The sequence below is a fragment of the Bifidobacterium rousetti genome (assembly GCF_008698235.1).
GTDB classification, from domain to species: Bacteria; Actinomycetota; Actinomycetes; order Actinomycetales; family Bifidobacteriaceae; genus Bifidobacterium; species Bifidobacterium rousetti.
In genome coordinates this window covers 42,780-59,271 of the sequence record NZ_PEBH01000014.1, presented here as the reverse complement: position 1 = coordinate 59,271, position 16,492 = coordinate 42,780, and the positions used below count along the sequence as shown (strand labels likewise).

Here is a 16,492-nt window from a genome sequence, read left to right as displayed (position 1 = left end):
AAAATCGTACACAGGACACGGGCCATGCCCTCTTATCTCAAGCCCGAACCAAAGTGCGCAAAATTTCGGGCCTTATCAACCAGCACCGTGTCCGCGGCATACCTTGCAATGGAAGCCATGCGGCAAACCACAACAGACGGCAGAGCAGACACGATCCGGCTTCAGCTTGATTTCCTTCAAGGACCGGTCTGGCCATCCGATTTCGAGACCGGTGAACCATTGACCGGCAATCCCGTCGTCGACTCTGACGAACAGGTGAGAGCACTCAATAAGCGGATCGGAGACCTGTACAGCTCGTACTATACGACCGCGTCCGGCCGGCCATGCGGGTTCGACGAATTCAGGGAACGGCGCGACCGAAGTCTCATGCTCCGGCTTCTGCATGAACTGAACGAACGACTACGCGCCATCAACGACGGATCCTTCATCGTCGACGACAGGGAAACCGGACGAGTCTCTGCCCTGTAAATCACGGCCCGCCCACGCAGTGGGCATAAGTCCATAAATCCACAAGCTCCACGCCTCTCCCCCCACAACACGAAGGGAAACACCGACGGTTCAACACATCGGAATTCCCCGTTCCAACGAAGAGGCGACCCCAGAGTCATTCGCCGGTTCCGATCACTCCCACTGCAGACCATTGCATATTAACCTGCCAGCGGGTGATTGGCAATGCCTTGACCGGCATCTCCAATCACCCGCACCAGTACCTATTCGGTACATTCGGTCAGCCGGTGCAATACGCTCGACAGCACCACCCCCTGATGATCAGCAGCCCGTTCCAATCGCCCGCGTGTGACCAGATTGGACACGGTGCCCCGTGTCACTCCAAGCATGGTTGCGGCCTCGCCATATGACACCGTCCCGTCGGCGGTGTCCGCGTAGGCCGCTGCGGTAAGTCTTCCTTGCACCGTCCCCCACCATGCGACCGGAGGGTCAAGCAGTGTCACCGTTTCCAACGCCGCTTCCGCCCGTTCCTCCTCATCAGCCGAGCCCAATTGCACGGCAAGCGTCATCGCGAGCCGGTCGAGCCGGGACGTGAGTTCCTGTGTGAGATCGGGCAGGGCGAGGACGAGCGTCGCGTACCGTTGTTGGAGATCCTCCGCCAGACCGTCCGCCGCCTCCCTGTTGATGGACATAGTTCCTCCCCTCGTCGTCATTCCCTGTCCCGGACAAGCAAAGCCAGTACGGTTTCAAACCATTCCTCGGGTGTTGGACCGTCTTCTGAGGCTACGTACAGCGCGTAGTCACGATCATCGTATTCCGCCTGTCCCGCCGCATGGAAGCAGAGCGTGTACGCGTCCTCCTCTTCGTTTTGGAAGGTTCGGACGATGTCGTCTCCGCATGTCACATGCATGCCGTTTACATCGTCGTCGTCCGGTTTGAGGATGCGCGCGTACACGTAGGGGCCTTCGACCCCCTCGCAGTCGTGTGGATACCAGTTCACCCCGATGACGGCGAGGTTTTCGGTCCTGTCGTCGTGAACGACGATGTTCTGCTCGGCATAATCATCGTCGGCCCAAAACGGGTCAATGGGCCATCCGTTGTCCGGGTTGTCATAGAACCAGCTCCAGTCATCCCAGACGGTCAGATCCGGATTGACCCTACATGTTTTTTTCACGAGTTTTTTGACGCAATCGTCGAATTCTTTGAGGGTGATGGTCTCAACGGACATAGTAACACCTCAGTCGATAGCGGCATCAGGATGCCGGTAGACGATCTCTGCGAGTACGTTGCCGTCTGGGTCGGGGAAATCATCGAGGTCAAGCACGTGATCACACGCAAAGTAGTCATCGTCGTCTGCATCATCGTCGGAGATTACGTTCCTGCGGACCAGTCTACTGTCGAGCACTGCTTCCGGGTCAAGCTCATACAGACGGTCGCGGACCTCCTCGGCGATGGCGTAGACATCGTAATCGTCCACATCGTCGTGGAGAAAATCCAAGATGTCATCTCGCAAGTCCTGGATATCGATGGGCGTGGTACGGATTGTTCTGAGGACGTCGTCGCGAGTGATGATGGCGTTATTGTTCATTGTTTTCTCCTTGCAGGATGAGGGCGTGGCTTCATGCCTTCCCTGTGTCGCACACTATTGTATGACACTGTGAAGTTTTGGGTAAAACGGAGTGTCGCACACTAGTGTATGGTGCTATTGGAAATAGCTAAATTTTCAACCTTACCCCACAACCTGCGGAGACGTTCATTGTGAGGTTCAGTCACGCCAAAAACGTATCAGCTTCATCCCCGCACCTATGGGGAGTTCGCGCGGCAACGTCACCTGACGGTTGCCAAACAATCGCTTCGCCCGTGCTAAGGGGTTTCTCGACGCCGTTAATCCTACAAACTATGATGGATAGTACCGGTTGAAGCACCGCAAACTTCCCCGAACTTCAAGGCGGGTCGACACGACTTTTAGGGGTTGGCCGAAACCGGCGGGTGCTTCTGAGAGCGCCCCTCGTTAGCGTGAGGCCCCGACATGTCGGGGCCTTTCTGTTTCATTCCCACATCTTCGGGGGCATTCTGTTATCAGCCGCGCTATCCTCGTCCCCGGCATAGACGATGCGGATGTTTCCGCCAAGTAGCATGGTGTCGCATGCAACGGCTCGCCAGTATGATGCGGGGTAGTCGATGGTACCCGTGTCAATTGAGGGACGAACGGGGTGTCCGATCGGATCTCGGAAGGACACTCGAATGATCCCATCGTCAGCGATCGCCTTTGCATGCATCTTCTCCACCATATGCAGGTATCCACGCAGAAGACTGAGCAGTCTCTCCGCATACTCGGGGGGTACATGCACGCCCTTTCTTTCGTACCTTTTGACGGTGAGCTCGGTGACTTGCCAGAGGGCGGCCAGCCACGGGTGCGGAAGCCCCATATGCTCACGGATCGATTTGAATTCTGCAGGGGTCATGATGTTAGCTTTTCCCTTTCGAGTGGTGATCGGCTTCATCCCCGCACCTGCGGGGCGTTCTGGCGGTGGTGTGGCCGAGTTGTTTTTGTAGGGGCTTCATCCCCGCACCTGCGGGGCGTTCTTTCAGCGCACGTTCCCGGCTGGCCTGGTCCAGGCTTCATCCCCGCACCTGCGGGGCGTTCCGCTGAACGGAGAGGAAGGACGAGGGTCGCGGGGCTTCATCCCCGCACCTGCGGGGCGTTCCTCCACTAGCAGGAATGCGAAAAGGCCCCGACGCTCAGCACGTCGGGGCCTCCACGTTTACGGGGGATGCATCTGGAAGCACCCCACGGAATCGGCACCATCCGAAAAGTCGTTGTACACCCGCCTAGAACCGGATGGGTGATACTGCCGTCATTCCGCACTTCCCATAATAGCCGATGCGATAGCATGAACCAGTCGGCTTCATCCCCGCACCTGCGGGGCGTTCGTGTTCACGCTAAGGGCTGTTTCGGCGCGGGAGGCTTCATCCCCGCACCTGCGGGGCGTTCGCCGACGCGGAGTCCACGCCCACCCGGTAGAAGGCTTCATCCCCGCACCTGCGGGGCGTTCGACGATTGAGCTCACGCGTTGTAGTCAAACTCGGCTTCATCCCCGCACCTGCGGGGCGTTCCAACACACGCCGGACCCCACGCTCCAGAGCATGGCTTCATCCCCGCACCTGCGGGGCGTTCCCGAGCGTCGTGACCATCTGCACGCCCATGGGGAGCTTCATCCCCGCACCTGCGGGGCGTTCCGCGCATGGGGCGACAGCAACTGGATCCGCACGGCTTCATCCCCGCACCTGCGGGGCGTTCACGCGGATGCGATCAAGCCCCACGTACGCAGAAGCTTCATCCCCGCACCTGCGGGGCGTTCCTTACGCGACTCTGCCTGCCGCCGCACACGGCGGCTTCATCCCCGCACCTGCGGGGCGTTCCCGGGGTAGATGCGGTTCGGGTTTCTCAGCCCGGCTTCATCCCCGCACCTGCGGGGCGTTCCTATGCACTATGGTCTGCCGGGTGAGGTGACCGGCTTCATCCCCGCACCTGCGGGGCGTTCACGCTCGTACGCGATACCCCGGTGCGCGCCCGGGCTTCATCCCCGCACCTGCGGGGCGTTCCCCCTACCATGATGTCGGCGCGGATGGGTTTGGGCTTCATCCCCGCACCTGCGGGGCGTTCGATGGCGTTGCAGGGGGCGTTGGTGAAGGCGGGGCTTCATCCCCGCACCTGCGGGGCGTTCCAACCCCCGCCGACATCGCCGCATGCATCGTAGGCTTCATCCCCGCACCTGCGGGGCGTTCTTATAGCACATCCCGACTTGATTGCAGAAACGAGCTTCATCCCCGCACCTGCGGGGCGTTCCCATCGCCAATTTGACGATGATCTGGATACCCGGCTTCATCCCCGCACCTGCGGGGCGTTCCCGTCGGCGAGTTGCTGGACGATCGGGAGCGCGGCTTCATCCCCGCACCTGCGGGGCGTTCGGTTACTCGCTGATGTGGTGCTTGTCGATCATGGCTTCATCCCCGCACCTGCGGGGCGTTCATGCCTAGGGCGAGGCGCGTCTCCGTGATCTCGGCTTCATCCCCGCACCTGCGGGGCGTTCTCGGATATGGAGCGCCCGCCGGCCTGACCCGCGGCTTCATCCCCGCACCTGCGGGGCGTTCGATAAGGCGTTTGGCGTGCGAGCCTATAGGGGGGCTTCATCCCCGCACCTGCGGGGCGTTCTGGGTAGCGTCGCAATTGCCGGCTATCATGGCGGCTTCATCCCCGCACCTGCGGGGCGTTCTCTACCACTCCCTACGCGCGCGTAGGGAGTGGGGCTTCATCCCCGCACCTGCGGGGCGTTCCAGACCAGGTTTGCGTGATACCACCCAGCGCAGGCTTCATCCCCGCACCTGCGGGGCGTTCCACACACCCCACACCGGGGCAAATACCAAACCGGCTTCATCCCCGCACCTGCGGGGCGTTCAAGAGAACCTAGACCACAGGCATCATTAACTAGGCTTCATCCCCGCACCTGCGGGGCGTTCTCGTACGATACCCGTACCTGCGCGATACCACCGGCTTCATCCCCGCACCTGCGGGGCGTTCCGCGTCGCCGTACCAGCCGCACCGCGCGTACCCGCTTCATCCCCGCACCTGCGGGGCGTTCACTACGATCACTACCACGCTGGCCGCTGGCCAGGCTTCATCCCCGCACCTGCGGGGCGTTCCTCCCTACCCAACCCAACGATCACCGAAAGTAGGCTTCATCCCCGCACCTGCGGGGCGTTCGCCGCTCGAAGATCGCTTTTGGGCCCGCACCAGGCTTCATCCCCGCACCTGCGGGGCGTTCATTTCCACGTCCGTATCGCGTTCGCGCGCTTCGGCTTCATCCCCGCACCTGCGGGGCGTTCGCGGTGCCAGCCGTGGTGCCGCGGAGTCGCCGGGCTTCATCCCCGCACCTGCGGGGCGTTCCACACACCCCCACACAGCTGGTTCACACACGGGGCTTCATCCCCGCACCTGCGGGGCGTTCTTGGTCACGCCGTCCTGGTTGAGGTAGCCGCCGGCTTCATCCCCGCACCTGCGGGGCGTTCCACGCGTCATGCCACGAGATACGCCGGCCGATGGCTTCATCCCCGCACCTGCGGGGCGTTCCTGGAACTGGGCACCTCTGGCGTTTCTGTCTGGGCTTCATCCCCGCACCTGCGGGGCGTTCCGCAGCTCCGTTTCCGGCGGAGCTGCTTAGCCGGCTTCATCCCCGCACCTGCGGGGCGTTCACCATGACGCTGCGGAACGCCGTCACCACGTCGGCTTCATCCCCGCACCTGCGGGGCGTTCCCCCCGGAGCCGGCCCAGCCGGCACCACCGGGGGCTTCATCCCCGCACCTGCGGGGCGTTCGAACCATGTGAACCAGTGAACCATGTGAACCAGGCTTCATCCCCGCACCCGCGGGGCGTTCTTTTCGGGCTGTTCGGCTGGATCATGCGGTGGGGCTTCATCCCCGCACCTGCGGGGCGTTCTCCGAGAGGACGATACGCCGGTGGTGTTCTCAGGCTTCATCCCCGCACCTGCGGGGCGTTCACCACCAGCAAGCACGAACGGGACGCCCGCGCGGCTTCATCCCCGCACCTGCGGGGCGTTCGCGCTGTATGCCGAACTTGGCGGACAGGGTACGGCTTCATCCCCGCACCTGCGGGGCGTTCCCAGTAACTCTCCCCTACCCCTCTCATGGGAAAGCTTCATCCCCGCACCTGCGGGGCGTTCTCTGGTATCCGGGCGACATCGGCCCTCAGAAGGCTTCATCCCCGCACCTGCGGGGCGTTCCGACCCCGACAGCCAGCCGACGCCACGCGCCCGGCTTCATCCCCGCACCTGCGGGGCGTTCTGTTCGTGAACCGCGTGCATGCGCGCACCGGTGGCTTCATCCCCGCACCTGCGGGGCGTTCTGCCGTGCCCGGACGGCCAGCGCCGCCTGTGCGGCTTCATCCCCGCACCTGCGGGGCGTTCGTTTTCATATCTACTGCTACTTCGCAGAAGCTGGCTTCATCCCCGCACCTGCGGGGCGTTCGGCGCATGACGACCGACGCACTCTCCTATATCGGCTTCATCCCCGCACCTGCGGGGCGTTCTCGGTGTCTCGGTCCTGCTGGGTGTGATCGCCGGCTTCATCCCCGCACCTGCGGGGCGTTCGTCGTCCAGCGCGGCGAGACACTGAGTGGCGTGGCTTCATCCCCGCACCTGCGGGGCGTTCCGGCCGAGCGGGCCGAGCGGGAACGCGACATGGGCTTCATCCCCGCACCTGCGGGGCGTTCCGACAGCCTCCTCTGGGCCGGCCTGTTCGAATGGCTTCATCCCCGCACCTGCGGGGCGTTCGCCAACCGGGTCAGTACTGGGGAATGGCGATTGGCTTCATCCCCGCACCTGCGGGGCGTTCACCGCCATCCACGCGCCGTCCGTGCGCTCGGCGGCTTCATCCCCGCACCTGCGGGGCGTTCGCGCTCTCAGGCGCTCTCAGGCGCTCTCAGGCGGCTTCATCCCCGCACCTGCGGGGCGTTCCGTCCGTCCAGACCGACCGCCATCCACGCGCCGGCTTCATCCCCGCACCTGCGGGGCGTTCGGTAAACACCGCAATCGGGGTGGCAAATAGGTGGCTTCATCCCCGCACCTGCGGGGCGTTCAGGCCCCGAGTCATCGGCGATACGAAGGTCCAGGCTTCATCCCCGCACCTGCGGGGCGTTCCGTCGCTCGGCGGTTGCCGAACGGTCGACTTCGGCTTCATCCCCGCACCTGCGGGGCGTTCGTGATGGGCAACCCGCCGTTCATCGGACCACGGGCTTCATCCCCGCACCTGCGGGGCGTTCCGCACCTGCCATTGCACGACTCCGGCAACATCGGCTTCATCCCCGCACCTGCGGGGCGTTCGTAATCGGCCTGATGGTGCCGCGATATCCTCAGGCTTCATCCCCGCACCTGCGGGGCGTTCTCGCCGACAGCACCACGAACCTCAATAAGCGCGGCTTCATCCCCGCACCTGCGGGGCGTTCTTCGCGTTCCTGCTGAACGACCTGACCAGCCAGGCTTCATCCCCGCACCTGCGGGGCGTTCAGACGGGAATCAAAGGGTTTTGATGCTTTCAACGAGCTGAGAAAAACCGATTTTGACAATGTCTCTTACCGACTCAGGAATCGTCTCCATCGTGCTGCGTCGCTCCACCCTGTCCTCCCCTCCTCCTTGTTTTCTATTCTGCGGGGTTTTACCATGAGTGTCAACCCGTCGTAGTCTCGTGTACTCCATTCGCTGTTGTACGTTTTGATTTTATACCCTTGTTCGTTGTTACTTGGATGAATCATCACAGCTTTTCCGTCGCCAATTTCATCGGTGATACGTTCCCAGAGTCGGTCTCTGACACGGGCTGATACCTTGCCTACGTATACGCATGGTGTTATTTCCATGAGCCATCTTGTAAGGTCTCCACGTAGTCTGGCTGGCGCGAGTGTGAGCACGATGATGATCATCGCTTCCACTCCGGTGACCGGTTCACACTTTGCTCGAGCATTACGCCTCGTCCCGCCCATATGTGCATGGTCTCGTCGTCGATATCAAGCGGGGGTGCATCCGGTTCTAGGATGGATCGGATGTCGTTGACTATCCGTCCCATGATCCGTGTTTCAGCGAACCGGTCACGCATTGCTTGTCGTGCCGCTGTACCGATGTCGTCCACACCGGTCGCGACCAGATCGAACGCAAGAGGCACTGCGATTTCCGTCCTGTACAGGTCGGCTATGTCGTATACGAAGGACCGGGCTTCCCCCGTGTGCACGAACCCGAGACCTGGTGCGAGTCCCAGCGCGACGATGGCGGCGTGGACGACACCATAAAGGCATTGCACGGTGGCGGTCAACGCCTTGTTGATGTCGTCGGCGTCATCCCAATCATCGACCTTGTATGAACGCCCATTCCATTGCACACCGGTCCGGGCTGATTCCTGTTCATAGGCCCGTCTGACACGGGTTCCCTCCCGACCTAGTAGCGCGCGCATGGTCAGCCCGGATATATCCTCACCCGGGAACCGTTTCGAATACATGCGTCGGGCCGCTGCAAGCCGCCCACGCTCGTTGGATGCGAGTGTGGCCTGTTTGATCAGCAGACGAGAGGACCTGCTGGTTGGCATTGCCGACCCATAGCATCGGACTCCCATTTCACCTGTCCAGACGACACTCGTACCGGTCTCGGCAAGCAGGCTCATGGCCGCATGCGTGATTCGTGTTCCCGGCCCCAGCATAAGCAGAGTAAGCATGGCTGCTGGCATTGATGCAATTCCGGAATCGTCGGTCAATGTGACCGCACCGTCATCGCGTCCCACTGTTGCGTGTTCCACGTACAGGTATGTGAACCGGTCCTCCAGACGAGGTAGGTCCGTGAGTGGTTTCGACTCTTTCATCAGTTGCCGCCAACCGGTAGAAGAGTGATGAGTCCGAACCCGTATGCCTTACCTCGTCCAATGCCGTGTGTCAAGGCGTTTCGCATCTTGTCGGGGTCGTCGATGGCGAGGATTCCCCGAACGGTCATGGACGCCAGAGTCACGGCATGACCTTTGCGATGGAATGTGGTCTTCGATGAGTCCAAGATGACCGTCTCCGGCTGGCCGAGTCTTCCTGTGGGAATGTGGAATCCATTGATGCGTGCGCGGCGTTCCAGCCATTCAAGTTGACCGTCCATGTCAAGAACCGGCAGGTGTGCTCCACGTACGCCTTTCTCATGACTGTCGGGTGATGTGGTGGGGTTAGCCTTGAGACGAAACCGCCATTCCTGCCCCCTATCGAGTCGTGCCAAGAATGCTTCGTATCCGGTGGTGCGGCTGGGGCCCAGTTCTCGGGCGAGCACGTATGGGTTCGGCTCATCGTCGGAAACGATGTAGAGCACTGTCCGGCCGTCGCCTGTCATGTCGATCCGGTGCAACGGTCGGTGCCCTTCCTTGGGATTGACTGCGGCCATGACAACCGCGTGAACGCGCTCCTCATTGGAGAGCACCCAACGGGTGTGCCGTCGCCGCATGTCGATGTCGACCTTGGTGAAACTGGTCATCGATCTAGTCCTTCATGCTGTTGTTCGACGAGGCGATCGTTTCGAACGGATCATCCTCGAATTTGTTGCGGGCATCCGCATTGTCGGCCGGCTGGATCGTGACCACTCTACGGGTACGCCAGTCGCGTGAATCCATCGCGTATGAGACAGGCTGGTCTCGTACTGTTTGGACGAATGGGTAGCCGGCCGGGTCCTCTGGCTTAGGTTCGATTTCGATCATCGGCGTTCCTTTACTGTCGAAGGGCGCGAGACGCAACGCCTCCTCGAGTGTCGTATCGACGATAACTCCTCGCAACGGTTCGTCAGGAGGACACGACTTACGCCCTAGGAACGGGATGTAATAAGGGTGTGCCAACGCCTTCGAACACCGGTCAAGCAGCTCTCGGTCGTCTGATTCCAGACCGACGGTGAACGCGGCGTCCATCAGATAGCCTCGCCATGAGAGGCTCTTAGTCCCGGATTTGTCTTCGGCGGTATGGAAGTCGGTGAGTGGTTTTCCCGGGCGATCCGAACGCACGCCGAACCTCATGTCGGCGAGAGGTCCGGGCGCTTCGTCTCGGCTCAGTCCCAAAGCTGCGGCGATGAGGCCTATGACACCGCTTTTCGACGGAGCTGCTCCGGTCGTGCGGTGTTTCAGCCCCTCATCGACGCTCCAGGACTGCAGCGCGCCGGATAGGTGGATGATCAGCGTCGGCATGTTCAGGCTTCCGTTTCGTTGGTGAGGCGATCGCGCACGGTGGTTTCGATGTCGTCGACTGCCTCCTTCAGGGTCGTGACCTCGCCGAGTTGGTCGGCGTCTTTCGCGGCGTCGTCCGCGCGGATCACCCATGTGCGGATCGGCGTCACGTCGAACGCCTCGTCAAAGGCTTTCTCTTGGGCGACCAGCTGTTCGGTCGCGTGCTTGACGTAATCGGGCTTCACGGGGACTCGGAATGCGGTGGCCAAGTTGACCGGTTGGGTGTCCCGCAGGCTGACGACGATCAGATCGGGCAGGGCGCGCTGGGCAAACCCGTGGATCTTGCCGGTGGGGATGCTCATGGCGAACGCGCGCACGAATTCCGCCGCCGCACGGGCGGATGCCTTCGGATCGGCCAGCGTGTCGTTCAGACGGTTCGCGTCGACGTTCGCATACCTGTAGAAGGTGGCGGAGCTGAATTCGATGTCCCCGATCATGGCGGCGCCACTATCCTCATCCCCGGACACGGATTTCATGTCATCGACAGCGGTATAGTAGTCCGACTCGGTTTCGACGCCATGCACGCTGATCGCGTGGGCGACTTCAACAGCAGCTTCGATATTGAGTTTCGCGTCGTCGGTGAACATGCGGCCGAAAAGGGCCACGTCGATGGCGCGATCGTTTTCGATGATGTTCTTGACGCGCTTCTTCCATTCGCTTTTTGTCTTACTGGCTGCGTTTGTCGTGTCGGTCATTTCGATGGCGATGTCCGCGAGGCGGTCATACTGGGCGCGACCCATGTAGAGCAGGTACGGGCTGCGCGGGGGGATAATCTGTCCGGTCTTTTTATCGATCTTTCCTTTCTCGTTTTTTTTGATTCCGGCGTATTGATCTCCCAGCAGGGTCTCAGAGTACTTCATCGCGGTGTCATGATCGATGTCGGGACGCTTGGCTTCGACGGCATCGGCGAGGAGTTCGATGCATCGCTTGGTTCGCACGCCGAGGTCATGGTCGTCGAATCGTTCGTCGAACAGAAACCGCGTGGGACGTTTCCATGACTGGCTGGAGACGCGGGCGCGAACCACTCCCCCATACTCCTGGGTCTTGGGGGTCCCGGTGTCGTCGCGATTAATGTTGCCGGTGGCGATGGTTTCGAGGATGTGGATGTCGATGATGGTGCGGCTCATGGTGGTTTCCTTTACTTGTCAGTGGTGTTATCTGTGGTGTTTGATGCGTCCCGTGCGGTGGCATAGCCACGTTGCAGGTCACGGCTCCATCTCACAAGGACTTTACGTTTGCTGTCGCCGCCATAACGCAGTGCATTGAGGTCATCGGCCAGCGTGCCGTAGTCCATGGGGATGTCTTCTCGTGCCAGCAGTCTGACGATGCTGCGCGCGTGGCGTACGGTTGCCGGCCATTCACGCGCGTTCTCAAGTCTGGCGAAGGCGCGGCGGATACCGGGCTCCCTTTGCTGGTTGTTCCAGCAAAGCGTGCCCAATGCTCGTCCGATGCTGGTGCCGTCGTTCACGTGCATGGGCATATCTTTCCCTTTCTGGTGTACGGCGAACAGTGTGAGCGTGGCGAACGCTGACCATTCAGCGTTGGAGATGCCGGTGCCGTCCCATGGGTCGATGGTTTCGGGCGGGATCGTCCATGGGAGTATGTCTGGATCGTCGCCCGGCCTGTGCCCGGCGGTATGTGCGAGTATTGCTACGGCATATCTTGCAGCAGGATCCTTGTCCACATACCCTCCGTGGTCGGTACCGTCCGGGTACCTCCCTCCCGTGGCAAGGACCGTGGCCTCGTTCGCCACCCAAGCGCCGAGACTGCGACGATACAGTTTACGTGGTTGCGTCGGTTCGCTCATTCCGTGTCCTTTCCGAAGATCTTGTCGAGGTTGCCGCGACACCGCATGCCGGCTAGAGCCGCCGTCATGTAGACGGTCTTTTTCTTCGCTCCCTTGCCTTCCTCGACTTCTCGGCCGATGACAGCGTGTAGTGGCGCATCAGCTTCGATCCGATCCGCCACTCGTGCGATCACCTGTTTCGCCGTGGCAAGCCATGACTGGTATGCGGATTCCGGATCAGCATGCGTCTGACCGAACCATGCGAGGAATGCCGGCCCGAGTTCGGCATACGCATCAGCCCGAGCTTTATAACGAGGCCCCTTACGGTCAGGCTTCTCAGCTTCAACACCTGCCGCGTGACAGATATCGGAGACGAGATTCGCTACCGCGCTCACCCCCTCGTCGGCTTTGGCTATCGCATCCGTGGCCATGTCGGCCCACAGGGGGTCGGTGGCGGTGAGGTTGGCAATCGGCGCGTCGACACTGTCGCTGATGCATGTGTCATAGATGGAGTCCCGTGTGCCATATGCCATGCCGTAGGCGTGCAGACGGACCGCCCCGATGAACCCGGTTTTCGCCAGCCACCGCAACGTGTAGGGACCTCGCCCTTGGTCTCGTTTGGCCGTGATGATGGCGGACAGGCCGCGCCAGAGGGCGCGTTCCTTCGCATGTCTGGCCGGGATAAACACCATTGGCAACTTGAGGGCTTTCTCGCGCTTATCATTACGTACCCATGCCGTCATTGGCTCATAGGCCATGGCGTTGTCGGCACGGGTGCGGTCGCCGTTGGCGACCACGCATCCCGTGACGGTTTGACCATCATGGTGCAGGAGGATGCGTCGTGACTGCCAAGTGTACAGGGTGGCCGGACCGCGCAACGACGTGGGATCCCCCTCGTCGTTCTTGGTCATCGTATAGCCGGCGGTCGGCGCGGAGCCGGGCTGTTCACGGTCCCATACGGGTCTGTCGTCAGCCCATGTGGCACCCGCGTCGTTCTGGTCGAGAACCAGTTCGGGAATGAAATTGAGGATGAGCGTGGACCACAGGTTCGGACCTTCGACGACCAGTCCGCCGATGCCCCCAGCCCATCCGACACCAATCGGCTTGGTTCCCCCGCCGCCTTTGACTCCGGTCTTGATGCCGCTGATGTTGTATGCCTGTGCGACCACAAGCCATCGTGCGGCTTCCGCGAATCCCAAGGTGCCATCAGTGTGGCGTACGGGTCGCGCCTCGTTGGTGACGGTCAGCCGTGTCAGCTCGAATGTCTGCTGTTCGCCATTGCCTTGCAGACCGGCGCACTGGTAGAACGGCGTGACGGGATCAAACAGGTCGAAGCGACGCCGTCGCGCGTCAAGGTAATCATTGATACGCAACAAGTCCGGCCCGTTCTGGAGCAGATGATCCCATTCGACGACGTCGAACGAGTGCCCGTAGACGCCGTAGAGCACGGCCTCCATAAGTCGGGTGAGCGCGAATGGCGTGACGCCGATCCGGTCATCGAAGCCGACGATGTCCCGCGAGAAGGCGAACGCCTTCTTGAGTGACAGTTCGGTTTTTGTTCCGTCCTTGAGGATCACGGGCATCCATGGGCGTTCCGTGAGATCGAATGACGTGTTGTCAGTCGACATGGCCGTACAATCCTTCCTTTCTTGTGTAGTCGAGGGTGATATGTATTTCGTCCGCAGTTATTCGTATGCGCCCTTGGTCGTCAGCGACGCCGATGAGCTTGCCGCGTAGCATCGGATTCGCCTTCCGGATCGCATGCCACTGGCTTGGCGTGTCCTGTTCCAGGATCTTGATCAATGGGGTCAGGCCGATGCCCGGCACTGTGGCGGGTGTCACGGACACGGTGCATGACATGATGGCCCATAGACGGTGCGGGTCGATCTGCGGTTCGGGGCCGTCCGGCAGGTCCCTGATTGAAGCGAATGCCGGACGGTCCGGCAAAACTAGTCGGCCGGACCGGTCTGATTCGAGCAGGATCATCTCGAACGAGTCGATGCCGCCGCGCACGGTGGTCATGGTTTTATGGGCGTTGGCGGATTCGGGATCGAGATCGGATGCCCATTCCTCGAACGCATACGGGTCTCCTTTTCGATCGTCCGGGCGGATGATGCGCCATTGGGCCGCTGTCGCGCTGTCGTGCGCGATCCGCCGCGCAAGCGCCTCGCATGCTACGGTCTCGCCGTTCTTGCCGTTCCTCCATCCGGGAGGGCAGATCGGTTGTTCGCCGTATACGGAGGCGACCAAGCCCGGCAGATCGTCCGGGATAGTCACTTGTCGCGTGTACTCCGGCCGCAATCCCATGGCGGCAAGCGTGCGCATGAGGTGCGCGCGGGGGTAAACCCGTTCAAGGTTTTTGGCAAACGTCGGGGCCGTGTCTGGATCGCATGATCCGACACCCGTCACGTACAGCCTGGGGCCGCCGATGCCTACGGGGCGGGTTCGGTCATGGCGTTGCAATCGTCCGGCGCGTTGGAGTAGCAGGTCGACGGGGGCGATGTCCGAGACCATCACGTCGAAATCCACATCCAAAGACTGTTCCACGACCTGTGTGGCAACGACCACCCCGCAACGGGTTTCCGGAGTGGAATCCGCCCCGAACCGTTCAAGCAGCATACGGTCGTTCTCCGCACGATCCGCAGCCATGAACCGTGAATGACAGAGCGTGACCGGGGTCTCGAGCTTATCCCGCAACAACCGGTATGCGTGTCGGGCACGTGTCACCGTGTCACGGATCACCACCACACAGCCACCTGAATCCAATGCTTTCCGGACGATACGCACAAGCGTCTCATCCGTATCATCGACCAGTGTCATGTCTATGCCACGGGTCCGCCCGGACGAAGCCGGAGTAATGGAACGTACTCCTGCGGTGTCGCAAACCGTCAGCAACGGGTATCCTGCGAACATGGGAACGGCATCGTCCACTCGCACGCCAGTCAAACCGGCATTGTAGGCGGCGACCAGCGCCGCACGGCGGGCCGGGGGCAAGGTCGCGGACAGCATGACGACCGGCACCCGGTATTCGCCCAACCATGACAGCACCGTCTCCAGATACACGTTCATATACGCGGTGGTCGCATGGATCTCGTCCAAAACGACGACTTTGCCGGCGATCGCCAGATGCCGTAACGCCACATACCTCGACTGAAGCCCCGCCATAAGCAGCTGATCGATCGTGCCGACCACGAAATCGGACAGCATGCCCCGTCGTCGCCCGCATAACCAGTCGGCGATGGTCGCCTCCATCCTGTCGATCTCCTCCGGCCCGGCATCCTCGTCGGTCGACCCGGAGGATGGAAGCGCTGCGAACGCATCGTCGAACAGGTTCCGGCTGTGGGAAAGATACATCGACGTCTCAGGCCTACCGTTGGCCGGCATGGACTCCACCCATTCGCGCACACGATCGAACATCGCATTCGCTGTCGCCATGGTCGGCAGTCCGTAGAACACTCCCCCGCAACCAAACCGGTATGCCAGTATCTCCGCTGTCATAAGCGCCGCTTCGGTCTTGCCTTCGCCCATCGCCGCCTCGACGATCAGCAATCCCGGCGACGTCATCGACTCGGCGGCGCGAACCGTTTCCGTCTGAACGGGCCGGATCGTCGCGCCCGGCAACGAAAACCTTCTCCTGAACAAGTCGCCCGGATCCGCGACCGGTTCCGCAGGCATCCACGGGCTTGGAAGCGCAAGGCGGGGCCAAGCCCGCTCTGCACGTTTCTCAGGGTCGAATCGGAACTCATCCGATTCGGTGAGGGACAGCGGGAACAGGTATGAGTTGGATGCCATCCAATCAGCCACAACCACAGCCGACGTCAACAACACCAACGTACGGCGAGGCAACGGTCGGTTCCCCAACACATCAATGATCGCGTCAAAACCCGTGATCTTGGCCATGTGGTCGATCAACGCCTTCCTCGCCGTCTTCCACATCCCGTCGCCGACATACCGGGTTGCTCGCCACCCGTCCAACGATTTCGCCTTCTCATTCGAATACACGCTCCCATGGTGTCCGGCGATCACCGTCTCCATTCCATGCGCGAACGATCCCGGACCTGTCGGCAATCCTCTACCGGCAAGCCAGTCACGCAAAGCGCGGCCGCCGACCATTTCATGACGGAACAGGCGACGTCCCTTCGTGTCGTCTTTGAGATCGCGGGGAACCTGAAGGCCGCTCATTCGCGTTCGATCGGCCAACTCGGGCACCATACACTGGAATGCGGGCGAGCACTTGCCCACGTCGTGAACCGACGCGAGGAAAACAAACAGGACACGGGCGTCATACACGGACCCGCAATCGGCCGCGATCAGATCGCGCACATGACGAGGCAGGAAAAGGTCCCACACGTATCCGGCGATGGCGCCCGTGTCCTCGAGATGCTGCCACACCTGGAGATGTGACGGGTCTGTTGGGTCGCGCATGTTGCTTTTCGCCCATACGGACAGCGCCATCTTCGG

At 61.4% G+C, this 16,492-nt stretch carries 13 protein-coding genes and 1 CRISPR repeat array; of the genes, 1 reads left to right on the top strand and 12 read right to left on the bottom strand.

Going from position 1 to position 16,492, the window contains the following annotated elements; genetic code table 11:
- A partial coding sequence (locus tag CSQ85_RS12120; protein WP_223846972.1) for a hypothetical protein occupies positions 1-468 on the top strand: 468 nt, incomplete at its 5' end.
- A 242-nt stretch (positions 469-710) separates the two neighbouring features.
- Here the strand turns inward: CSQ85_RS12120 and CSQ85_RS12115 are convergent.
- The 12 genes from CSQ85_RS12115 to cas3 form a co-directional block, all read right to left on the bottom strand.
- Positions 711-1,139: a hypothetical protein gene (locus tag CSQ85_RS12115; protein ID WP_150384222.1), complete on the bottom strand. Its 429-nt coding sequence runs from the start codon at positions 1,137-1,139 to the stop codon at positions 711-713.
- Between the two features lie 17 nt (positions 1,140-1,156).
- Positions 1,157-1,675, bottom strand: a complete 519-nt coding sequence (locus tag CSQ85_RS12110; RefSeq protein WP_150384221.1) for a hypothetical protein — start codon at positions 1,673-1,675, stop codon at positions 1,157-1,159.
- 9 nt (positions 1,676-1,684) lie between these two features.
- The gene (locus CSQ85_RS12105; protein WP_150384220.1) at positions 1,685-2,035 is read right to left on the bottom strand and encodes a hypothetical protein; all 351 of its coding nucleotides are present in this window, start codon (positions 2,033-2,035) and stop codon (positions 1,685-1,687) included.
- 460 nt (positions 2,036-2,495) lie between these two features.
- Positions 2,496-2,951, bottom strand: coding sequence for a helix-turn-helix domain-containing protein (locus CSQ85_RS12100; protein ID WP_449495018.1), 456 nt, complete (start codon positions 2,949-2,951; stop codon positions 2,496-2,498).
- Between the two features lie 400 nt (positions 2,952-3,351).
- Positions 3,352-7,529: direct repeats of the CRISPR family, unit length 29 nt; unit sequence GGCTTCATCCCCGCACCTGCGGGGCGTTC.
- A 65-nt stretch (positions 7,530-7,594) separates the two neighbouring features.
- A complete protein-coding gene (gene cas2e, locus CSQ85_RS12095; RefSeq protein ID WP_150384218.1) occupies positions 7,595-7,939 on the bottom strand; it encodes a type I-E CRISPR-associated endoribonuclease Cas2e in 345 nt (114 codons plus the stop codon).
- Positions 7,936-8,865: a type I-E CRISPR-associated endonuclease Cas1e gene (cas1e, locus tag CSQ85_RS12090; RefSeq protein WP_150384217.1), complete on the bottom strand. Its 930-nt coding sequence runs from the start codon at positions 8,863-8,865 to the stop codon at positions 7,936-7,938. Before cas1e ends, cas2e begins: the two co-directional genes overlap by 4 nt.
- Positions 8,865-9,509: a type I-E CRISPR-associated protein Cas6/Cse3/CasE gene (gene cas6e, locus CSQ85_RS12085; RefSeq protein WP_150384216.1), complete on the bottom strand. Its 645-nt coding sequence runs from the start codon at positions 9,507-9,509 to the stop codon at positions 8,865-8,867. Before cas6e ends, cas1e begins: the two co-directional genes overlap by 1 nt.
- 4 nt (positions 9,510-9,513) lie before the next feature.
- Positions 9,514-10,206 carry a type I-E CRISPR-associated protein Cas5/CasD gene (gene cas5e / locus CSQ85_RS12080; RefSeq protein ID WP_190973035.1) on the bottom strand — a complete coding sequence of 231 codons (693 nt, stop codon included), beginning with the start codon at positions 10,204-10,206 and terminating at the stop codon, positions 9,514-9,516.
- Positions 10,207-10,208: 2 nt separating this feature from the next.
- Complete coding sequence (gene cas7e / locus CSQ85_RS12075) at positions 10,209-11,372, bottom strand: type I-E CRISPR-associated protein Cas7/Cse4/CasC (RefSeq protein ID WP_150384214.1); 1,164 nt, start codon at positions 11,370-11,372, stop codon at positions 10,209-10,211.
- Positions 11,373-11,383: 11 nt separating this feature from the next.
- Positions 11,384-12,052, bottom strand: coding sequence for a type I-E CRISPR-associated protein Cse2/CasB (gene casB, locus CSQ85_RS12070; protein ID WP_150384213.1), 669 nt, complete (start codon positions 12,050-12,052; stop codon positions 11,384-11,386).
- Positions 12,049-13,659, bottom strand: coding sequence for a type I-E CRISPR-associated protein Cse1/CasA (gene casA, locus CSQ85_RS12065; RefSeq protein WP_150384212.1), 1,611 nt, complete (start codon positions 13,657-13,659; stop codon positions 12,049-12,051). Before casA ends, casB begins: the two co-directional genes overlap by 4 nt.
- Positions 13,649-16,486 carry a CRISPR-associated helicase Cas3' gene (gene cas3 / locus CSQ85_RS12060; RefSeq protein ID WP_263390575.1) on the bottom strand — a complete coding sequence of 946 codons (2,838 nt, stop codon included), beginning with the start codon at positions 16,484-16,486 and terminating at the stop codon, positions 13,649-13,651. The genes casA and cas3 overlap by 11 nt, the downstream gene beginning before the upstream one ends.
- Between the last annotated feature and the right edge of the window lie 6 nt (positions 16,487-16,492).